Origin of the sequence: Burkholderia sp. SCN-KJ (assembly GCF_024656005.1) — a bacterium.
Taxonomy (GTDB): domain Bacteria; phylum Pseudomonadota; class Gammaproteobacteria; order Burkholderiales; family Burkholderiaceae; genus Burkholderia.
The window spans coordinates 109298-128505 of the sequence record NZ_JANKOG010000016.1 but is presented as its reverse complement, the minus strand read 5'-3'; the positions used below and the strand labels follow the sequence as shown (position 1 = coordinate 128505).

Genomic DNA, 19208 nt, shown 5'->3' with positions numbered 1-19208 from the left:
CATCCGCACAAACCCGCAGAGCGGCGTGTCCGGGCCCCGCTGCGGCGGGCCGGTCCGCAGGTTTCCGGAATTCGCGGATACCGGCCGAAGAAAGCGGATAGAAGCGCGCGTTTCGTCCGCCAATACTGGGCCCATGCCAGTCACGAACAGAATGGAGAGACACATGCAAGGACGACACATCGAGATCCCGTCGCCGGACGGCGGCGCGTTTCGCGCATACCTGAGCACGCCGGCCGGCGGCACGGGGCCGGGCCTCGTGCTGTGCCACGAGATCTTCGGCGCGAACGCGACGATGCGCAACGTGGCCGATTACTACGCCGAAGAAGGCTACACGGTGCTCGTGCCCGACCTGTTCTGGCGCCAGGCGCCCGGCATCGAACTCGGTTACACCGCCGCCGACTTCGAGCGTGCGATGGCGCTGTACCGCGAATACGACGAAGACAAGGGCGTCGAGGACATCGCCGCCGCGCTGGCCGTGCTCACGCAACGGCCGGAATGCACGGGCCAGGCCGGCGTGCTCGGCTACTGCCTCGGCGGCAAGCTCGCGTATCTCGCCGCGTGCCGCCTGCCGGACGTGGCCGCCGCGGTCAGCTATTACGGCGTGGGCATCGAGCACGCGCTCGACGAGGCCGCTCATCTGCGCGGCCGCCTCGTGCTGCAGATCCCCGCGCAGGACCGCTTCTGTCCGCCCGACGCGCAGCAACGCATCGCCGCGGCGCTCGCGGGGCGCGACGGCGTGGAAGTGTACGTCTACCCTGGCGTCGATCATGCGTTCGCACGCGTCGGCGGCGATCATTTCGACAAGGCGGCCGCGGTGATGGCGCACCAGCGCGCGATCGCCGCGTTCCGCGCGGCGCTCGGCCCGCGCTACGACCTGTCCGCGCTATGGGAAGAACATCTCCGGCACGAATTCGACACGCGCAACGTCGACGCGACGATGGACACGATGGTCGCGCAGCCCTACGTGAACCATATTCCGACACTGACGGGCGGCGTCGGCTACGACGAACTCAAGCGCTTCTACACGCATCACTTCGTGCATGCGAACCCGCCGGACACCACGATCACGCCGATCTCGCGCACGATCGGCGCGAGCCAGATCGTCGACGAACTGCTGTTCTGCTTCACACATACGACCGAGATCGACTGGATGCTGCCCGGCGTCGCGCCGACCGGCAAGCGCGTCGAGATCCCGCTCGTCGCGATCGTCAAGTTCCGCGGCGACAAGCTGTATCACGAGCACATCTATTGGGACCAGGCGAGCGTGCTCGTGCAGATCGGCCTGCTCGACGCGGCCGGGCTGCCCGTCGCCGGTGTCGAAACGGCGCGCAAGCTGCTCGACGAAACCGTGCCGTCCAACGGCCTGATGCAGCGCTGGCGCGACAGCGCGTAATCGACGGATACCCGGGCGGCACGGCGAACGCGCGCCGCCTGCGCTCAATCATTCCAGGAGACTCCCCATGACTGCCCTTGCTGGCAAAGTCGCGATCGTCACCGGCGGCGCCACGCTGATCGGCGCCGCCGTCGCACAGGACCTGAGCCGCGCCGGCGCGTGCGTCGCGATCCTCGATCTCGACGCGGAGAACGGCGCACGCGTCGCCGATACGCTCGGCGAACGCGGAGCGTTCATCGCGACCGACATCACCGATGACCGCGCGATCGAGCGCGCGGTATCGGCCGTCGCCGAACGCTTCGGCTCGATCGACCTGCTGATCAACCTCGCGTGCAGCTACGTCGACAACGGCATCCAGGCCACGCGCAACGACTGGCTCGCGGCGATGGACGTCAACGTCGTCTCGGCCGCGATGCTCGTGAAGGCCGTTCATCCCTACCTGACCCGGCGCGGCGGCGGCGCGATCGTGAACTTCAGCTCGATCTCCGCGCAATGCGCGCAGACCGGCCGCTGGCTCTATCCCACATCCAAGGCCGCGATGCGCCAGCTCACGCGCAGCATGGCGATGGATCTCGCCGCCGACCGGATTCGCGTCAACTCGGTGTCGCCGGGATGGACGTGGTCGCGCGTGATGGACGAGCTCACGCACGGCGATCGCGCGAAGACCGATCGCGTGGCCGCGCCATTTCATCTGCTCGGGCGCGTCGGCGATCCGTCGGAAGTCGCGCAGGTCGTCACGTTCCTGTGCAGCGATGCGGCAAGCTTCGTGACGGGCGCCGACTACGCGGTGGACGGCGGCTACTCCGCGATGGGCCCCGAGCAGGCGGTGCCGGCGATTCCGCGGCTGGCCGAATAACCGCCGGCCGTTCCTTCCCGCCCACATTCCATTCCATTTAATTCGTCATGCAAAGGATTGCATCATGAAACACATCGCTATCGTCGGCGCCGGCCAGTCCGGCCTGCAACTCGCCTTCACGCTGCTCGACCAGGGTTATCACGTCACGCTCGCGACCAACCGCGACGCCCAACAGATCCGCGCCGGCAAGGTCATGTCGAGCCAGTGCATGTTCCATACCGCACTGCAGATCGAACGCGATCTCGGCCTGAACGCCTGGGAAGAGGCGTGCCCGTCCGTCGACGGCATCGGCATCGCGGTGCCGCATCCGCAAGGCAACGGTCGCAAGGCGATCGACTGGTCGTCGCGGCTGACCCGCTACGCGCAATCGGTCGACCAGCGCGTGAAGATGGCCGACTGGCTCGACGCGATCCGGCGCCGCGGTGCCGACGTGCGCATCTGCGACGTCGGCGTGCCGGAGCTCGAGGCGCTCGCACGCAGCCACGATCTCGTGCTGCTCGCGGCCGGCAAGGGCGAAATCGTGAACCTGCTAGGCCGCGACGACGCACGCAGCGCGTTCGAGCGCCCGCAACGCGCGCTGGCCCTCACCTACGTGACGGGCATGACGCCCAGCCAGCCGTATTCGCGCGTGCGCTTCAACCTGCTGCCCGGGATCGGCGAATACTTCGTGTTTCCGGCGCTGACCACGACGGGCCCGTGCGAAATCATGGTGTTCGAAGGGATCCCCGGCGGCCCGCTCGACTGCTGGGCCGACGTGAAGACGGCCGAGCAGCATCTCGACCGCAGCCTGTCGTTCCTGCAGCAGTACGTGCCGTGGGAATTCGAGCGCTGCCGCGACGTTGCGCTGACCGATCCGAACGGCACGCTGTCCGGGCGCTTCACGCCGACCGTGCGCAAGCCGTTCTTCCGCCTGCCGTCGGGCCGCACCGTGTTCGGCATGGCCGACGCGGTGGTCGTCAACGATCCGATCACCGGCCAGGGTTCGAACAATGCGGCGAAATGCGCGAAGGTGTACGGCGACGCGATCCTCGCACGCGAAGCCGAGCCGTTCGACGAAGCCTGGATGCACGACACGTTCGAACGCTACTGGGCCTACGCACAGCACGTCGTGCGCTGGACCAACTCGCTGCTCACGCCGCCGCCGCCGCACATCCTCGAGCTGCTCGGCGCCGCCGGCCGGCTGCCGTCGCTCGCCGCGACGATCGTCGACGGCTTCGACGATCCGCGCCGGTTCGCGCCGTGGTGGTTCGAACCGTCGGCCTGCGCCGCGCTGATCCGCGAACACGCTGCCCGCTCGGAGTAAGCGACATGAACGCCACCGCTTCCAGCAATCCGGGCCTCGACCCGCAGCAATTGCGCGCCGCATTCGGGCAGTTTCCGACCGGCGTCACCGTGATCACCACGCGCGCGCCGGACGGGCGCAAGGTCGGCCTCACCGCCAATTCGTTCTCGTCGCTGTCGCTCGACCCGCCGCTCGTGCTGTGGAGCCTGCGCAAGGTCGCGCCGAGCCGTCCGGATTTCGTCGCGGCCACGCACTTCGCGATCAATATCCTCGCGCACGACCAGATCGAACTGTCGCGCCGTTTCGCGACGCCGAGCGCCGACAAGTTCGACGGCGTGCCGCACGTGGATGCCGATGCGGGCGGCGTGCCCTGTCTCGACGGCTCAAGCGCTCGTTTCGTGTGCCGCCATGTCGGCCATTACGAGGGCGGCGACCACCTGCTGTTCATCGGCCAGATCGAGGCATTCGATGCGTTCGGCCATGCACCGCTCGTGTTCCATGCGGGCCAGTACCGCGCGATCTCGGCACACCCCGATCTTTCTCGTGCCGCTTGATTAGTTATACAAACAAATATTCAGGAGGTGGTGATGATGAAATGCGGCTCTCGCCTGCTTGCGATCGCAGGCCTCGTGTGCTTCGGCCTGACCGGGCACGTGCCGGCGCATGCGACCGACCTGCCATCGGTCAACCTGGGGATGACCAGCTTCCTCGACGGGATGCCGCCGGCCGGCGCCGGCTGGTACGGTACGCAGTATCTCGAGTACTACACGGCCGGACGCGTCAACGACAATGCCGGCAACAAGGTCGGGCTGCCGAAGCAGGACATCGACCTGTTCGCGGGGCTGAGCCAGCTCGTCTACCAGTCGCCGCTGGCGTTCGGCGGCATGCATCCTGGGCTCGACGTGATCCTGCCGTGGGTGGCGTCCGTGCACACGAACGACGGAATCGGCAACGTCGCGCTGAATTCGCGGGCCGGGTTCGGCGACCTGCTGATCGGCCCGTTCATCCAGTTCGATCCGGTGATGGGCCCGCAGGGGCCGCGCTTCGCGCAGCGGGTGGAATTCCAGTTCATCGCGCCGACCGGCGCATACGACCCGGCGCGGGCGATCAATCCGGGCAGCCATTTCTGGTCGTTCGATCCGTACTGGGCCGCGACGTTCTGGCTCACGCCGAAGTGGACCGTGTCGTGGCGCCTGCACTATCTGTGGAATGCGACCAATCACGAACCGGCGACCGCGCTCGGGCCCGACGTGACGTCGACGCAGGCCGGCCAGGCCGTTCATGCGAACTTCGCGACCGAGTACGAAGTGCGGCCCGGGCTGCGGTTGGGGCTCAACGGCTACTGGCTGCGCCAGACCACCGACATGAAAGTGAACGGGCAGGATGTGTCCGGCACACGGGAAGCCGTGCTCGCGATCGGGCCCGGTGCGATGGTCAGTTTCTCGCCGCAGGATCACCTGCTGTTCAACGCGTACTTCGAGGTGCATGCGCGCAACCGGCCGCAGGGTTCGCGGATGGTGTTGAGGTACGTGCATCATTTTCAGTGACGCGCAAACCCGGCCGGCCTGGCCGGCCGATATCGTATGACGAATGCATCGCGCACCTTCGGAGCCTGGATGCGTGTCCTATAGTTTCGGGGATGGCAAGGAGACCACTGAAACACAACAAGGAAGGGAACACGCGATGGCGACCTCTGCTCCTCCCCGGCTTTTCCCGCGCGCCGCGCAGCGGCTGGTGCATCACCTGGCGACGGTTGCACCGGCGCTGGCCGTCGGCATCGCCGTTTCCGCCTGCGGCGGCGACAGCTCGCTGAACAGCGACGAGCCTGCCTACGCCACCCAGGCGCGCCCGCAGATCAATGCGCTGCTCGCAAGCACGATGACGCCCGGCGCGGTCGTCTACGTGCAGTCGCCGCAAGGCAACTGGCTCGCGTCGTTCGGCACGGCCGTGCGCGGCACGAACGCGCCGATCCCGACGAACGCGCACTTTCGCATCGGCAGCGTGACGAAGACGTGGACGGGCACCGTGATCCTGCAACTCGTGCAGGAAGGCAGGCTGCGCCTGACCGATCATGTCAGCCAGTACGTCGCGAACGTGCCGAACGGCGACACGATCACGATCGAGCAGTTGCTGACGATGCGCAGCGGTCTCTACAACTACTCGACCAGCCTTGCGTTCAACCAGTCGCTCGACGCGCAGCCGGACAGGGTGTGGGCCGTCGACGAACTGCTGGGCATCGCGGAGAACCAGCCCGTCTATTTCGCGCCGGGCGCGGATTTTCGCTACTCGAACACGAATACGGTGCTGCTCGGCCTGATCATCGAGCAGCGCACCGGCATGAGCGCCGCCGATGCGATCCGGACGCGGCTGTTCGCGCCGCTCGGGCTGACCGAGACATCGCTGCCGCCGCAGGACAACTCGGCGCTGCCCGCGCCGGCGCCGCGCGGTTATCAATGGGGCACCAACGTGGAGACGATCGACGGCGACGCGCTGTCTCCCGCGCGCCAGGCCGCCGCGAAGAACGGCACGCTGCAGCCGACCGACGTGACGACGGTCAATACGTCGTGGGCATGGACGGCCGGCTCCGGCATCTCGACCGCGGCCGAACTGGGTGCGTACGTGCAGCGGATGGTCGGCGGCGGCTACCTGAATGCGGACCTGCAGGCGCAACGCCTCGCGAGCTGCACGCCGATCGATCCGTCGAATCCGGCGTCGGCGAGCTACTGCATGGGGCTCGCGAAGTTCGGCACGTTCTACGGGCACACCGGGGAAATACCGGGTTTCAATACGTTCGCGGGCTACGATCCGGTCACGAAGACGACGATCGTCACGTGGGCGAACACGGCGTCCGGCCCGGACGGACGCGCACCGGCCAACGAGATCGCACGGATCATCATGGGCGAGCTCAGCAAGGCGGCCGATGTGCCGAGCGAGGGGCGGCCTTGAGGGGAAGCCGTAGGGGGCCACCCGCGCGGGCAGTGGACTACGGCTGCGTCCAGGGTCGACCATGGGTCCGGGTTGCGTTGACGCCGCTATGACCGACCTGTCTCGCGGCGCCGCCCGGGGGGAGAAGGAGCCTCCCATGAAGACGGGGACCGTGCCGGCCGGCGATGCCGGGCCGGCACGCATATCCGGTTCGCGCGGCGCCCCCGCCGCCGCTTACTGCCCGATGCTGGTGAAGGTCGGCAGCAGCACGCGATACACGTGAATCATTGCCGGCCCGAGCAGCACGCACATCAGCGCCGGGAAGATGCAGAAGATCAGCGGGAACAGCAGCTTCAGCGCGATCTTCGCGGCCCGCTCCTCGGCGCGCATCCGCCGCCGCGTGCGCAGCATGTCCGAGAGCACGCGCAGCGATTCCGCGATGCTCGTGCCGAAGCGATCGGCCTGGATCAGCATCGCGCAGAACGATTCGATATCCTCGACGCCGGTCCGCAGCGCCAGGTTGCGCAGCGCGGTATCCTTCGTGAACCCGGAACGCATCTCGAGCAGCAGCAAGTCGAGTTCGCCTGCGACCACTTCGCTGCGAAATCGCAGTTCCTCGCTCACCCTCATCAGCGCCGCATCGAGCCCGAGCCCTGCTTCGACGCATACGGTCAGCAAGTCGAGCGCATCCGGGAAGTCCTCGAAGATCACCTGCTGACGCTTCGCGATCCGGCGCCGGAGGATCACGTTCGGCACGTAGTAGCCGATCCCGGCGAGCGCCACGAGGATGAACGACAGCAGCATGCGTTGACCCGCGAGGCGGGTCGTGGCGAGCGCCAGCAGCGCAGCGCCCGGCAGCGCCAGCGCGAGTACCGTCTTCGCCGCGAAGTAAAGCGCGCCCGCGTTCGCATCGCGCCAGCCGGCATTCATCAGCCGGATCCGCAGCGGCGAGTTCTCCCAGCCCTCCTGCGGTAGCGACAGCCGGGAAATCGGTTTCGACAGCTCGACGAGTTTCGCGACCCAGTGCGACGTTTGCCCGCCGCCGTCGTTCGCACCGGTGCCGATGCCCACGCTCGCTCCGCTCGCCTGCTGGATCCGGCGCTCCATGTTGCGCGGTGCAAACAGCAGCATCGCGACCAGCACGCCGCCGGCGACGAAAAGGAACAAGCCGGCCAGCATCACGGTATGTACTACGCTCAGGTTTTGCATGACAGCCTCGATTCGGTTCGTGAAGCCCGGGACACGCGTCAGACGCGAATGCGGATGATGCGGCGAATCCACAGCAGGCCGAATGCCATCGACCCCAGCATCACGCCAACCATCTTGATGCCGGCCGGATCCTCCCAGAGCACCGACAGGAACTCGCGGTTCAACACCGCCATCATGCCCGCGGTACCGAACGGCAGCAGTCCGAGGATCCAGGCCGACAACCGCCCTTCCGCGGACAGCACGCGGACCTTGTCGAACAGCTTGAAGCGTTCGCGCACCAGCGATGCGATGCTGTCGAGCAGTTCGGCCAGGTTGCCGCCGGTCTCGCGCTGAATCAGCACCGCGATCACGAAGTAGCGCAGGTCATGGGCCGGCACGCGCGTGGCGAGGTTCACCAGCGCATCGTGCAGCGACACGCCGTAATTGATCTCGTCGAACGTGATCCGGAATTCACCGCCCATCGGATCGGGAAACTCCTCGCCGACCATCCCGAGCGCGCTCGTAAACGAGTGGCCGGAGCGTAGCGCGCGCGCGATCATGTCGCAGACATCCGGCAGTTGGCGCTCGAGCTTGAGCATCCGTCGGTTGCGATGCCGCATCACGTACATCGCCGGTATGCATGCGGTCAGCAGCGCAATCGGCACCACGATGATCAGCGGCAACGCGGTCAGGGCCAGGGCCAGCATCGTCGCCACCGGGAATGCGGCGCAGAGCGAGACCAGTTTCGCGACCGTCCAGTCGAGCCCGGACTGCTGCAGCAGGAGGTCCAGCGACTGCACGCGCGGCACGCGCAACAACAGCCGGTCGAACGGTTTCGACTCGTCGAGCATCCGCTTCTTGAGAATCGACAGCCGCTCCTGCTGCACGCTGCCGCCGGCCGACATCGCGCGCAGGCGCGACTCGATCCGGCGCGCGGCGGCACCGTGGCGCGTGTTCCACCATTGATAGACGCCCTCGATCGCGAGCACGACCGCGACGAAGGTGAGAATCACAAAACCGTAAAAGATCGAGTCCATGAGGCCTCCCCGGAATCAGACGACCGCGCGTCGTCACTTCGTCTCGTAACGCTGCGCCGGGTCGTACAGCGAATCCGGCAGGTTGATGCCGAACGCCTGCAGCCGCTCGGCGAACTTCGGTCGCACGCCGGTCGCGCAGAAGTGTCCGCGCACCGTGCCGTCGCGATCCATGCCGGTGCGCTTGAACGTGAAGATCTCCTGCATGTTGATGATGTCGCCCTCCATCCCGGTCAGCTCCTGGATGCTGACGATCTTGCGCTTGCCGTCGGTGAGCCGCGTGGCCTGAACCACCACCGAGATCGCCGACGCAATCTGCTGGCGCATCGTCTTCGGCGGCAGCGTCAGGCCGCCGACGCTGATCATGTTCTCGAGCCGCGTGAGCGCATCGCGCGGCGTGTTCGCGTGGATCGTCGCGAGCGAGCCTTCGTGGCCGGTGTTCATCGCATTGAGCATGTCGAGCGCTTCCGCGCCGCGCACTTCGCCGAGAATGATCCGGTCCGGCCGCATCCGCAGCGCGTTGCGCACGAGCGTGCGTTGCGTGATCTCGCCCTTGCCCTCGATGTTCGGCGGCCGCGTTTCGAGCCGCAGCACGTGCGGCTGCTGGAGTTGCAGCTCGGCGGCGTCCTCGATCGTCACGATCCGCTCGGATCGCGGAATGAAGCCCGACAGGATGTTGAGCAGCGTCGTCTTGCCGCTGCCGGTGCCGCCCGACACGAGCACGTTCACTTTCGCCTGGGCCAGCGCATCGAGCAGTTCCGCCATCGGCGGCGTGAGGCTCTGGTAACTTACGAGGTCGTCCATCTTCAGCGGGTTGACCGCGAAGCGCCGGATCGACATCAGCGGCCCGTCGATCGCCGACGGCGGAATGATCGCGTTCACGCGCGAGCCGTCCGGCAGGCGCGCATCGACCATCGGGGTCGATTCGTCGATGCGGCGCCCGACCCGCGACACGATCTTCTCGATCACCTTCATCAGGTGCGCGTCGTCGTAGAACGTCACGTCGGTCAGCTCGAGCTGGCCGGCGCGCTCGACGTAGACCTGTTTGTACGTATTCACGAGGATGTCGGAGATGCCGGGGTCGCGCAGCAGCGCCTCGAGCGGGCCGAAACCGAACATCTCGTCGTACACGTCGATCGCGAGCTGGCGCCGCTCGATGTCGTTCGCGAGCAGGCGCTCCTCGTCGAGGATGCGCGAGATCAGCGCCGAGATTTCCTGCCGGACCTGTTCCTGCGGCAGGCGCGACAGACGCTCCAGCTCGACGCGTTCGAGCACCGCCAGGTGAATTTCGCGGCGCAGCTTCTGGTAGGCGTTGCGTACCGACGAATGCGTCGCACCTGCCGGTTCGGTGCCCGCCGCCTGCGGCTGCGTCCGGTACAAGGACATCTGTTCGCGCAATGACATGATGGTTTCCCCGAAAGATTCACATGGACTTGAGCTTCGGCGTGGCCTTGCGGCCGAACAGCCGGGACATCAACGGTTCGCTGCTGGAGGTGCCGTGCCTGGTGCGCACGTCCCCTTCGACGATCTGCTTCGCACAGGCCTGCAACGCACGCGTGACCGCCGCGCCGCGGGCGACGCGCGAGGCCGGATGCCCCTGGTCGAGCGCTTCGCGCACGGTGTCGGCGTCGTCGGGTATCGTGCTGCTGGCATGCAGGCCGAGCACTTCCTCGAGCGCGGCGCGAGACCGCTCGCTCGCGCGCGTCATCCGGTTCACCACCAGCCGCAACTGGTCGGTCGGGTAGCCGAGCGACACGAGAATCTCCAGCAGCCGGCGGCCCGCGCGCACGTGCGGCATCGCGGGCTGCAGCACGAGCTGGATCTGGTCGCTGCGATCCAGCGCGATCATCGACAGCGGATTGATGCTGACCCCGATGTCGAAGATCACGAAGTCGTAACGCGGCGCCGCGACGCCGAGGATCCATTCGAGCGCGTCCTCGCGCATCTCCGCGGCCTTGACCGGGTCGCCCGCGCCGGCGAGCACGTGAAACGTCGACGTCACGTGCGCGACGCTCGCGTCGAGAAACGCGCCGTCGAGCCGTTCGATCTGCGCGCACAGTTGCGGCAGCGTCGACGGCGGCGTCTCGTCGCTGACGAGGAACGCGGCATCCGCGAACTGCTGGTTCAGATCGACCAGCAGCACGCGGCGCTTGTGGCCTTCGGCGATCTCGTACGCGACGTTGCTCGCGGCGAAGCTCGTTCCCGCGCCGCCCTTGCACGACATGAACGACACGAAGCGCGTATCGTCGCTGTCGCGCCGCGTGCTTTGCGCGGCCGCGCGTTCGAGCGCGCGGGCGAGCGCCGCGGGGTCGATCGGCCACTGCAGCACGTCGCGCGCGCCGGCGCGCATCGCGTCCAGCAGCACGTGCGGCGCCGCATCCGCGGTGACCAGGATGCCGGTCAGGCCCGGGTGCAGACGGCAGATCCGCTCGAGCGCCGACAGCTCGGCCGCGTCGGTCGTCGCGCCGTCGATCAGCAGGATATCGAACGAATCGAGCCCGTCGGTTCGATGCTCGATCTGGGACGGCCGTCCGTGCGCGCGCGTCACGCGATAGTGTCCGCTGTCGGTGACCAGGCGCGCGATCTGCGTGAGCCGGGCGGTATCGTCGGCAGCTACGAGGATATTGATCATGACAGTGCCTCGTCGGTTCGATTATTGACAGGCGCTTCCGCCCGTCGACGAATTCAGGCTTTCCCGCGACAGCGTCGTGGTGAACGACGGCATCGTGATCGCGACGTTCGCGATCGGAATCATCGTCCTGACCGTCACGTTGGTGATGCTGACCGTCACGAACGAGCAGGAGCTCACGTCGCAGCCCGACGGCGTGTAGCTCACCGACACGTTCGCGTTCGACAGCATCGGCATCATCGACTTCACGCGCTTCACGACGCCGGCGGCGTTCACGTCGCAGACGATCGCCGTGCGTGCGCCGAGCCGGATCGCCTCGGTCGCGGTGTTCCAGTAGAACAGCACGCGCCCGAATTCGAAGACGCCGATCAGCAGCATGATCAGGATCGACGCGATCAGCGCGAACTCGACGATCGTCGCGCCGCGTTGGACGCGCCGGCGCGACAGCGGAAAGGGGCGCGCGTTCATGACACTTGCCTCATCACGGTGACGATGTTGCCGAAGGTGATCGAGGACAGCCCCGGGTAGGCCGGAATCGGCTGGTACTGGTAGCCCTTCACCTTCACCTCGACGACGTTGATGCTGCCGGTCGCCGTGCCGCTTGCCGCATTGTTGGTCGAGTCGTACGTCGGCAGGTTCGCGAACTGCGGCGGGTCGGACGCATCGGCGCAATCGGTCGAGTGCGCGGCGTCGCAGACGATCACCATCGACGTCGTGAGCCCCGGCACCAGTTCGGTGCCGGCGGAGCCGCAGGTGGTGCTGCCGTACACGACGAGGCACTGCGCCTCCGCGAGCGGATACGCGCTGTCGGTCGGCAGAAAGACCGACAGGTAGCGCGCCGCGTTGCGCGTCGCCTTGGTGAGGGTCTCGTACTGGTAGATCGCGCGGCCGAACTCGGCCACGCCGGTCGCGAGCACGATCATCGGCATCAGCACGAGCGCGAATTCGACCGCGGCGACACCGCGCATGCGTGACCGGCGAATCGGGAGCCTTTTCATGATCGCGTCTCCACTATTGAACGAGCATCGGCACCTTGATGCCGGCCGAACTTCCGGTACCCGGCAAGCCGTGCGTCGCGCAGGGCGTCGTGCCGGATGCCGTCGTGCCGAGGTATTCGAGGTGTGCCGTCACGCCGCCGCTGCCCGGGCTGAACGGCAGCGGATCGAGCATCAGCACGCAGTCCCACTGCGTGACGTGAAGCTTGCTGCTGCTGCCCGACAAGGTCGAGCAGTCGCCTTCCGGTGCGAGCGCGAGCCGGCGGTCGCCGCCGAACGTCTGGTAGTTGCTTGCCGTTGCCGTCCCGTTGGTCGAGATGCCGCTGCCGGTGGGCGCTGCGCCGTCGCCCTGGTAGGACTTGAAGCTCGCGCGGTCGAGCACGAACTGCGTGTATGCGTCGCCGACGATGCCCGGGGTTCCCGGCGGCCCGTAGTTGGGGCCGACGTACGCGTAGCCGGTGAAGTCCGGCTGGCCGCTCGAGCCGTTGGCGCCGTTCGTGTAGATGCCGAAGCGGGTGTTCCAGGCACGCAGCGACGCGGACTTCAGGCCCGTCGACCCGAGGTCGGGCGGCGACGTGATGTTGCAGCTGTTGCCGGACAGTTCGCTGGCGATGGTCGTCTCGTTCGTCGAACCGTCGAGTGCCGCCCAGCCGAAGTTGCCGGGCCCGTAAGTCGACGACGAGCCGGACGGCGACGAGATCCAGTCGCCGACCTTGTAGGGCGCGGCGGCAGCTGCACGACACACGAATACCGGAATCGCGCAGGCCGTCTGCCCGGCGCCGACCGTCGCGATCGCGCTCGCCGCGACCTGGGCCGCGTTCGCGACCTGCACGCCGGGAATCGTGTTGAGCACCTCGATGAACCAGTGCGCGATGTTGGTCAACTGCGCGGTGCACTTCACGTACTTGATGTTCGCCGGCGTGGTAACCGCCGTCTTGGTCAGGAACGGATTGGTCAGCGAATCGCTGAACGTGACGTTCGAATCCGTCTGCATCTGCACCGCGTTCTGCTGAAAGAACGCGAAATTCGAGTGGCCGGCGGCGATGCCGTCCGCTTCAGCGACCTGCAGGCTGATGGCCGACGTAAGGTCGCGCGCAGCGGACAGCGCGCATGCGTCGGCGCTGTTCTGCAGTTCGCTGCGCGTGACGTACAGCTTGCCGAGGTCCAGCGCGAGACCGACGAACCCGATCATCACCGCCAGTGCGAGACCGACGATGATCGCGACGGCGCCTTGCTGGCGATGCATACCGCGACGCGTGAGTTTCGGATGACGAGCTGCGCTGGACATGGCGTTCTCCCTGAGCTTGCCTGTGTGTTACTGCGCCGACTTGCCGATCCCGATTACGAAGGCATTGGCTTTCGGCTCGGGCTGCTTGAACGACTTGTCGTAGTTGTCGAGCGCGGACGCGGCGGCGCTGCCGTTGACCCCCGGGTTCGATGCCGCGTGTTCGGCGGCATGCGGATCGATGATCTGGGCTTGCGTGACGGCGCGGACCGAGTCGCCGAAGCGGGTGTCCCACACCGGCGTCGACGACATGCAGCCGGCGAGCGCGAACGCGAGCGGGACGGCGAGCGCCGCGCGGCGCACGAATACGAGGTAGGCGGATTTCATGAGCTTCCCCTTGAATGGCTTCAACGATCGGTGGACTGGGGTTCCGTGCCTGCCCGCGCGATCTGCGCGTGCGCGGCGGCCGGCAAGCCGTGCTTCGAACGCGGCGCGGGTTTTGCCGGCGCGGCGGAGCCGGCGGCCGCGAGACGCGCGGCAGCCGCTTCGATGCGCGCGATCCGCGCCGCGGTGGCTGCGGTGGCTGCGGTGGCCGCTTCGGCCTGCGGCTGCGACTGCTGTTGCGGCTGCGACTGCGGTTGCTCTTGCGGCTGCGCGGCCGGCGTCGGTTCTGCGCTCACCGCCCCTGCCGCGTCAGCCGCCGCGGCCTTCTGCGGCTCCGCCGGCACCGGCGCCGGTGCATCGGCGGGCTGCGGCGCACGCGGTGCGGGCAGTGCGGCGGCCGGTGCGGCCGGCTCGGCCGATTGCGGCGCCGGAGCAGGTGCGGGAGCCGGCGTCTGCGGTGCTTCCATCGCGCCGCTCGCCGGTTGTGCGCCCGCCCGGCGGACACCCTTGCGGCCTTCCATGTTGCCGGTCGCATACACGTCGGCTTCGTTCGGCTTCGAGAAGCTGTCGGTCGGCAGCGGCACGTCGGCGGTCTGCAGCGGCCTCACCAGGTGCGGCGTGATCACGAAGATCAGCTCGGTGCGATCCTGCTGGAACGACGTGCTGCGGAACAGCGCGCCGAGCACCGGTACTTCACCGACACCCGGGATCGCCTTCAGCGCACCAGTCCCGTTGTCCTTGATCAGCCCGCCGATCGCGAACGACTCGCCGTCGCCCATCTGGACCGTCGTCGACGCGCGCCGCGTCGTGATCAGCGGCAGGATCGACGTGCCGCCGATGTTGGACGCGCTCAGCGTCACGCCCGTCTGAGACAGTTCCGACACTTCCGGCGCGACCTTCAGGCTGATCCGGCCGTTCCCGAGCACCGTCGGCGTGAACTTCAGCGCGACGCCGAACTCCTCTTCCTGCAGCACGATCGACGACGTGCCGTTGCCGCTGCTCTGCGGCACCGGGATGAAGATCCTGCCGCCGGCGAGGAACGTCGCCTCCTGGCCGCTGATCGTCACGAGATTCGGCTCCGCGAGGATCTTGACGAGGTTGTCGGTGTTCTGAACATCGGCCGCGATGCTGAACGGCCTGTTGTTCGCCTTGTTGAAGACCGCGCCGCTTGCGACGCCCGCGAGCAGGTTGCTGACGAGCGCGCCGCTCCACGAGCCGAAGCCGCCCTGGATGTTGAATGCGCTGCCCATCTGGTTGATCAGCGTCTTCGACACTTCGGCGACCTTCACCTCGAGCATCACCTGCTGCGGCGACGTGACGGCCAGCATGTTCAGCACGCCGGCGCCCTTGCCGCTGCCGTCGCCGGCGCTGTCGCTGTACGCACGGGCGATCTGCACCGCCTGCTGCGCGGCCTGCGAGTTCGATACGTTGCCCGCCAGCACGATCGTGCCGGCGGCGGTCGATACGTGAATGTCGTGCTCGTTCGGCATCAGCTGCATCAGCGACGCCTGCAGGCCGCCGGCGTCCGCGCCGACCGCCACGTCGATCACGCGGCACGCACCGCTGCGACCCTGCACGATCATGTTGGTCGTGCCGACCGACAGCCCGAGGATGTACAGCGTCTGCGGCGACACCATCGTCGCCTGCGCGACGGCCGGGTTGCCGATGGTCCGGTTGCGGACCGGCTCCGGCATCGGCACCAGCAGCGACTTGCCGAGCGGCACGCTGACGCTGGTCGACTCGCGTACCGCGCCCACGCAGTTCGGCCCGCGCAGCGGCCCCGCCGCCGCCGCGGCGGGCGCGGCGGCCGGAGTCGGCGTCATGCTGATCGTCATCTGCATCGGCCCCTTGGCGGCCGCCGCCGGCGCGGCGGCACCGCCCTTCATCAGCGCGGCCGATTCGGCGGCTTCCTGGGCCAGTGCGCTGTATACGGTCAGCGTTCCGGCACAGAGGATCGCGGCCATCATCGCGCCCCGTGCGATACGCGTGCGCACCGGGCCGGTACCTGAATGTTGCGGATTGATCTTCATTTCGTCTGATCCCCCGAGTGACCGGCGAGACGCCGGTTGTCGACTTTCAAGGCCGCCGTGCCCTGACGGCGGCCGATCTGGTTAATGTGGTTATCTGGATGTGTGTTCTACCGTTTCAGAAACATTCGACGCTGCCGCGCACCCCGGTCAGCACGCCGACGCAATCGTGGCGCGCCTCCGGTGCCGCGTGCGACGCGACATGCACGCGCACGGTCTTCACGCGAACGGGTGCGGGTGCCGGCGCGTCGGGTACCGGTGCCTTGCCGAGCAGCGTGAGCTTGGTCGCGCCGTCGGTGGTCAGCGTCTTCTGGTCGACCTGGTTGCGCAGCACGAGCGACAGCGTGCCGACGCTGCGTGCGAGATCGAGGCGTTCGGCCTGGTCGGGCGTGACTTCGAGCGTCACCGCGTTGACGACCTTCGGTGCGGTGTCGTCGCGGCTGACCTGCTGCGCGACGGCCAGCACCAGGATGTGCTCGAGCACGATCTTGGAGATGCTCTGCCCGTCGGTCTTGCCTTGCTGTTCCTGCGTGTTGACGATCACGTCGACGTAGTTGCCCGGCAGCGCGAAGCCCGCGACGCCAACCACGTCGTTCACCCGCACGGTAATCGCGCGGCTGCCGTCGGCGATCACCGCGGACAGCCCGCCCTTCGTGCCGACCGGCGCGAGCTTCGACTCGATCACCGGCTCGCCGCGGGCGAGGCTCGTGCGCACGACGCGCCCTTCGAGTTCCTTCGTGTCGGTAAACGCGCCGGTCGGCACGCTGCCCGACGGCCAGCTCACCATGCGGATCTGGTTCGGCCCGAGCGGCTCGCCCAGGTTCAGGTCGGTGGTCGCCACCGCGACCGACGTGACCGAGCTGCTGGAGGTATTCATCAACCAGCGCGACGCGAACACGACCGCGGCAAGCCCCGCGACCATCGCGACGATCAGCATCATGAGCGCTCGACTGTTTTTCATGGCAATGCTCCTCAACGAATCGTGAAAGAAACGGCTCAACCGGTTACGTGCGTGCGACCGCCTTGGTCGGCAGGCGGCAGATACACGCCGTCGCGCTCGGGCGCCGTGCCGAAATAGCTGGCCCACGCGTCGTGCAGCGCGTCGTGCGTCACTTGGAGCGGATCGCCGCGATACCGCGCGCCGGCGGCGACGAGGCGCAGCAGATCCATCGGGAAGCATGCGAGATAGGCCTTGCCGGTCGGCAGGTGCAGCCGGTGCAGCAGATAGTCGAATGCGTCCTGCGTCGATACCAGGCCGAGCGACGCACATGCGGCGTCGAACACCGCGCGATAGTGGTCGATCGACAACGCGCCGACGTGAAGCTTGGAACCGAGCCGGCGCAGGAATGCATCGTCGGCGAACTGCTCCGGCGCCAGGTTGCTCGAGAACACCGGCCAGACGTCGAACGGCAGCACGAAGCGGTTGCCTGACTCGAGCGTCAGGAAATCGACGCCGCGATCGAGCGGGCGCAGCCAGCGGTTGAGCAGGTCGCGCGGCTCGACACGCTGGCGGCCGAGATCGTCGACGATGTACATGCCCATGTTCGCCTTCATGTGCGGCGGCGCCTGGTAGAAGCCCGCCGCGTCATCGCGGCGCAGGTCGAGCTCGTCGAGCGTCAGCTCGCCGCCGGACATCACGACCGGCCGCTCGCACAGGCGCCAGCGGCGATCGACCGATTGGCCGTCCGTTTGCGCTGCCGCATCGACATGCACGAGCGGGTCGTAGATCTGGATCACTTCGCCGGCGGCGCAAATCGCATACGGCACCGGCACATGGCCGCCCATCAGCGCGCCGAGCCGCTCCGCGAGGAAAGTCTTGCCGCTGCCGGCCGGGCCGTAGATCAGAAGCGGACGGCCGGAGTTCAGCGCGGCGGCCGCCGAATCGAGGATCGCCGTATCCATGACGACGCCGTCGAAGACGGCCCACACATCGTTCTGGGCCACGCGCAGCTTGCGCACCGAATGGGTGGACACGCAGTCGAGATACGCGTCGAGCGTCACCGGCGCAGGTCCGCTGTAGCTGCTGCGCGCGCGCTCTTCGAGCGCGGCCAGGCGGCCCGCCTCGGTCAGGCGGAACGTCACGTCGAGGTCCGTCTTGCCGCGATGGGTCAGTTCGACCAGATGCTCGCGCACCAGGAATGCGAAGATGTCGTCGAGCACGGCGAGCGGCAGGCAGTGACGCTCGATCAGGTCGCCGTAGGACGGGCGGCCGAGCACCAGCGTCGACTTCAGCACGAGCCCGGCGATGAACGCCTGGCTCAGTCCGGTTTCCTCGAGCGAGCGCGGTGCCGCCGGCAGTTGCGCGCCCGGCTTCGCGTGCGCCTCCCGCAGTGGCGACGGAAGCGGCAGGTGTGCAACCTGCGCGTCGCGTCTCGGTTCGGTGGGGTTAGTGTTCATGTTCGGTCCATCCTCGTTGCAGGTTCGGCGCGCTACGCGCACGATACGAACAGCATGCCCAGCGTGCCGGCGGCAATCGCCACGCCATACGGCAACGCACCGACCGACGCGCACTCCACGGGGCCGTCGGTTGCCCCTGCACGCGCCCCGGACGCGCGACGCGCGATCAGCGCCGCGACGTTCGCCCACATCTGGCGCATGCGTCCGCGCAGCAGCGCGAAAGCGATCGCGCCGATCCCGCCGGCCAGAAAGGCGGCCAGCACCATGTAGAACGTCATCTGTGCGCCGACCCATGCGCCGATCGCGAGCATCAGCTTCACGTCGCCTGCAGCCATCCCGCGCAACAGATAGAACGGCAGCAGCAGGCCGAAGCCGGTCGCGGCGCCGGCAAGCCATGCGAGCGCGCCAGCCTGGATGCCGTGCAGCGCGCACTGGGCAATCAGCGCACCGGCCAGCCCGAGCGCGACGAGCCGGTTCGGGATGCGTCGGCTCGTGATGTCCGTGCTGGCCGCGACGACGACGAGCAGCGTCACGCACAACGGAACCGGGTAAGGCAGCGCGGCAGGCAACATGGCGAACCTCGACGGGATGTAATGATCAGGATCACTGACCCAGTGCGGTATTGACCGCCGCGGTCACGATCGACGCGATCATGTTGTACATGTCTTCAAGCGAACCCTTCAGTACGACCACGCTTCCCAGCACGATGGTGGCGAACACTGCCGCGATCAGCGCATATTCGATCGACGTCACCCCCTGCTCGTCGTCGATCCATCGCGATACCGCTACCGCCCATCCCCTGGTCCGCATGACGGCCTCCGATTCGGTTGATCATGAGCACGGGGAGACTCGAGCAGTGCACCGGCCGAGTCA

19 protein-coding genes are annotated in these 19208 nt (G+C 67.5%); 6 read left to right on the top strand and 13 right to left on the bottom strand.

Translation table 11 applies throughout. The features are described 5' to 3' along the window. Window positions 1-163 precede the first annotated feature (163 nt). From NQV17_RS24815 to NQV17_RS24790, 6 genes are all read left to right on the top strand, one after another. Window positions 164-1393: a dienelactone hydrolase family protein gene (locus tag NQV17_RS24815; RefSeq protein WP_257774254.1), complete on the top strand. Its 1230-nt coding sequence runs from the start codon at window positions 164-166 to the stop codon at window positions 1391-1393. A gap of 67 nt (window positions 1394-1460) precedes the next feature. Beyond that, window positions 1461-2249 carry an SDR family oxidoreductase gene (locus tag NQV17_RS24810; protein WP_257774253.1) on the top strand — a complete coding sequence of 263 codons (789 nt, stop codon included), beginning with the start codon at window positions 1461-1463 and terminating at the stop codon, window positions 2247-2249. A gap of 64 nt (window positions 2250-2313) precedes the next feature. Continuing rightward, window positions 2314-3552 (top strand): styrene monooxygenase/indole monooxygenase family protein, encoded by a 1239-nt coding sequence (locus tag NQV17_RS24805; protein ID WP_257774252.1) that lies wholly within the window; start codon window positions 2314-2316, stop codon window positions 3550-3552. Between the two features lie 5 nt (window positions 3553-3557). Next, window positions 3558-4085 carry a flavin reductase family protein gene (locus NQV17_RS24800; protein WP_257774251.1) on the top strand — a complete coding sequence of 176 codons (528 nt, stop codon included), beginning with the start codon at window positions 3558-3560 and terminating at the stop codon, window positions 4083-4085. Between the two features lie 33 nt (window positions 4086-4118). Beyond that, on the top strand, window positions 4119-5078 hold the full coding sequence (locus tag NQV17_RS24795; protein WP_257774250.1) for a transporter: 960 nt from the start codon (window positions 4119-4121) through the stop codon (window positions 5076-5078). A 136-nt stretch (window positions 5079-5214) separates the two neighbouring features. Next, on the top strand, window positions 5215-6477 hold the full coding sequence (locus NQV17_RS24790) for a serine hydrolase (RefSeq protein WP_257774249.1): 1263 nt from the start codon (window positions 5215-5217) through the stop codon (window positions 6475-6477). 213 nt (window positions 6478-6690) lie between these two features. Here NQV17_RS24790 and NQV17_RS24785 read toward each other — a convergent pair whose 3' ends face one another. The 13 genes from NQV17_RS24785 to NQV17_RS24725 form a co-directional block, all read right to left on the bottom strand. Further along, window positions 6691-7665 carry a type II secretion system F family protein gene (locus NQV17_RS24785; RefSeq protein ID WP_257774248.1) on the bottom strand — a complete coding sequence of 325 codons (975 nt, stop codon included), beginning with the start codon at window positions 7663-7665 and terminating at the stop codon, window positions 6691-6693. A 38-nt stretch (window positions 7666-7703) separates the two neighbouring features. After that, complete coding sequence (locus NQV17_RS24780; RefSeq protein WP_257774247.1) at window positions 7704-8681, bottom strand: type II secretion system F family protein; 978 nt, start codon at window positions 8679-8681, stop codon at window positions 7704-7706. Between the two features lie 33 nt (window positions 8682-8714). After that, window positions 8715-10082, bottom strand: a complete 1368-nt coding sequence (locus tag NQV17_RS24775; protein ID WP_257774246.1) for a CpaF family protein — start codon at window positions 10080-10082, stop codon at window positions 8715-8717. Window positions 10083-10101: 19 nt separating this feature from the next. Beyond that, window positions 10102-11310, bottom strand: coding sequence for an AAA family ATPase (locus NQV17_RS24770; RefSeq protein ID WP_257774245.1), 1209 nt, complete (start codon window positions 11308-11310; stop codon window positions 10102-10104). A gap of 21 nt (window positions 11311-11331) precedes the next feature. Then, the gene (locus tag NQV17_RS24765; protein ID WP_257774244.1) at window positions 11332-11775 is read right to left on the bottom strand and encodes a TadE/TadG family type IV pilus assembly protein; all 444 of its coding nucleotides are present in this window, start codon (window positions 11773-11775) and stop codon (window positions 11332-11334) included. Beyond that, window positions 11772-12305, bottom strand: coding sequence for a TadE/TadG family type IV pilus assembly protein (locus NQV17_RS24760; RefSeq protein WP_124487327.1), 534 nt, complete (start codon window positions 12303-12305; stop codon window positions 11772-11774). Before NQV17_RS24760 ends, NQV17_RS24765 begins: the two co-directional genes overlap by 4 nt. A 13-nt stretch (window positions 12306-12318) precedes the next feature. After that, entirely contained in the window at window positions 12319-13590 is a 1272-nt protein-coding gene (locus NQV17_RS24755; protein WP_257774243.1) for a pilus assembly protein TadG-related protein, read from the bottom strand. A gap of 27 nt (window positions 13591-13617) precedes the next feature. Beyond that, complete coding sequence (locus tag NQV17_RS24750) at window positions 13618-13914, bottom strand: hypothetical protein (RefSeq protein ID WP_124487329.1); 297 nt, start codon at window positions 13912-13914, stop codon at window positions 13618-13620. 20 nt (window positions 13915-13934) lie between these two features. Beyond that, a complete protein-coding gene (locus NQV17_RS24745) occupies window positions 13935-15941 on the bottom strand; it encodes a type II and III secretion system protein family protein (RefSeq protein ID WP_257774242.1) in 2007 nt (668 codons plus the stop codon). 115 nt (window positions 15942-16056) lie between these two features. Continuing rightward, the gene (gene cpaB / locus NQV17_RS24740) at window positions 16057-16899 is read right to left on the bottom strand and encodes a Flp pilus assembly protein CpaB (protein ID WP_257774241.1); all 843 of its coding nucleotides are present in this window, start codon (window positions 16897-16899) and stop codon (window positions 16057-16059) included. 35 nt (window positions 16900-16934) lie between these two features. After that, window positions 16935-18335: an ATP-binding protein gene (locus NQV17_RS24735; protein ID WP_257774240.1), complete on the bottom strand. Its 1401-nt coding sequence runs from the start codon at window positions 18333-18335 to the stop codon at window positions 16935-16937. Window positions 18336-18367: 32 nt separating this feature from the next. Continuing rightward, a complete protein-coding gene (locus tag NQV17_RS24730; RefSeq protein ID WP_257774239.1) occupies window positions 18368-18907 on the bottom strand; it encodes a prepilin peptidase in 540 nt (179 codons plus the stop codon). A 31-nt stretch (window positions 18908-18938) separates the two neighbouring features. Then, a complete protein-coding gene (locus NQV17_RS24725; protein ID WP_257774238.1) occupies window positions 18939-19145 on the bottom strand; it encodes a Flp family type IVb pilin in 207 nt (68 codons plus the stop codon). Window positions 19146-19208 lie beyond the last annotated feature (63 nt).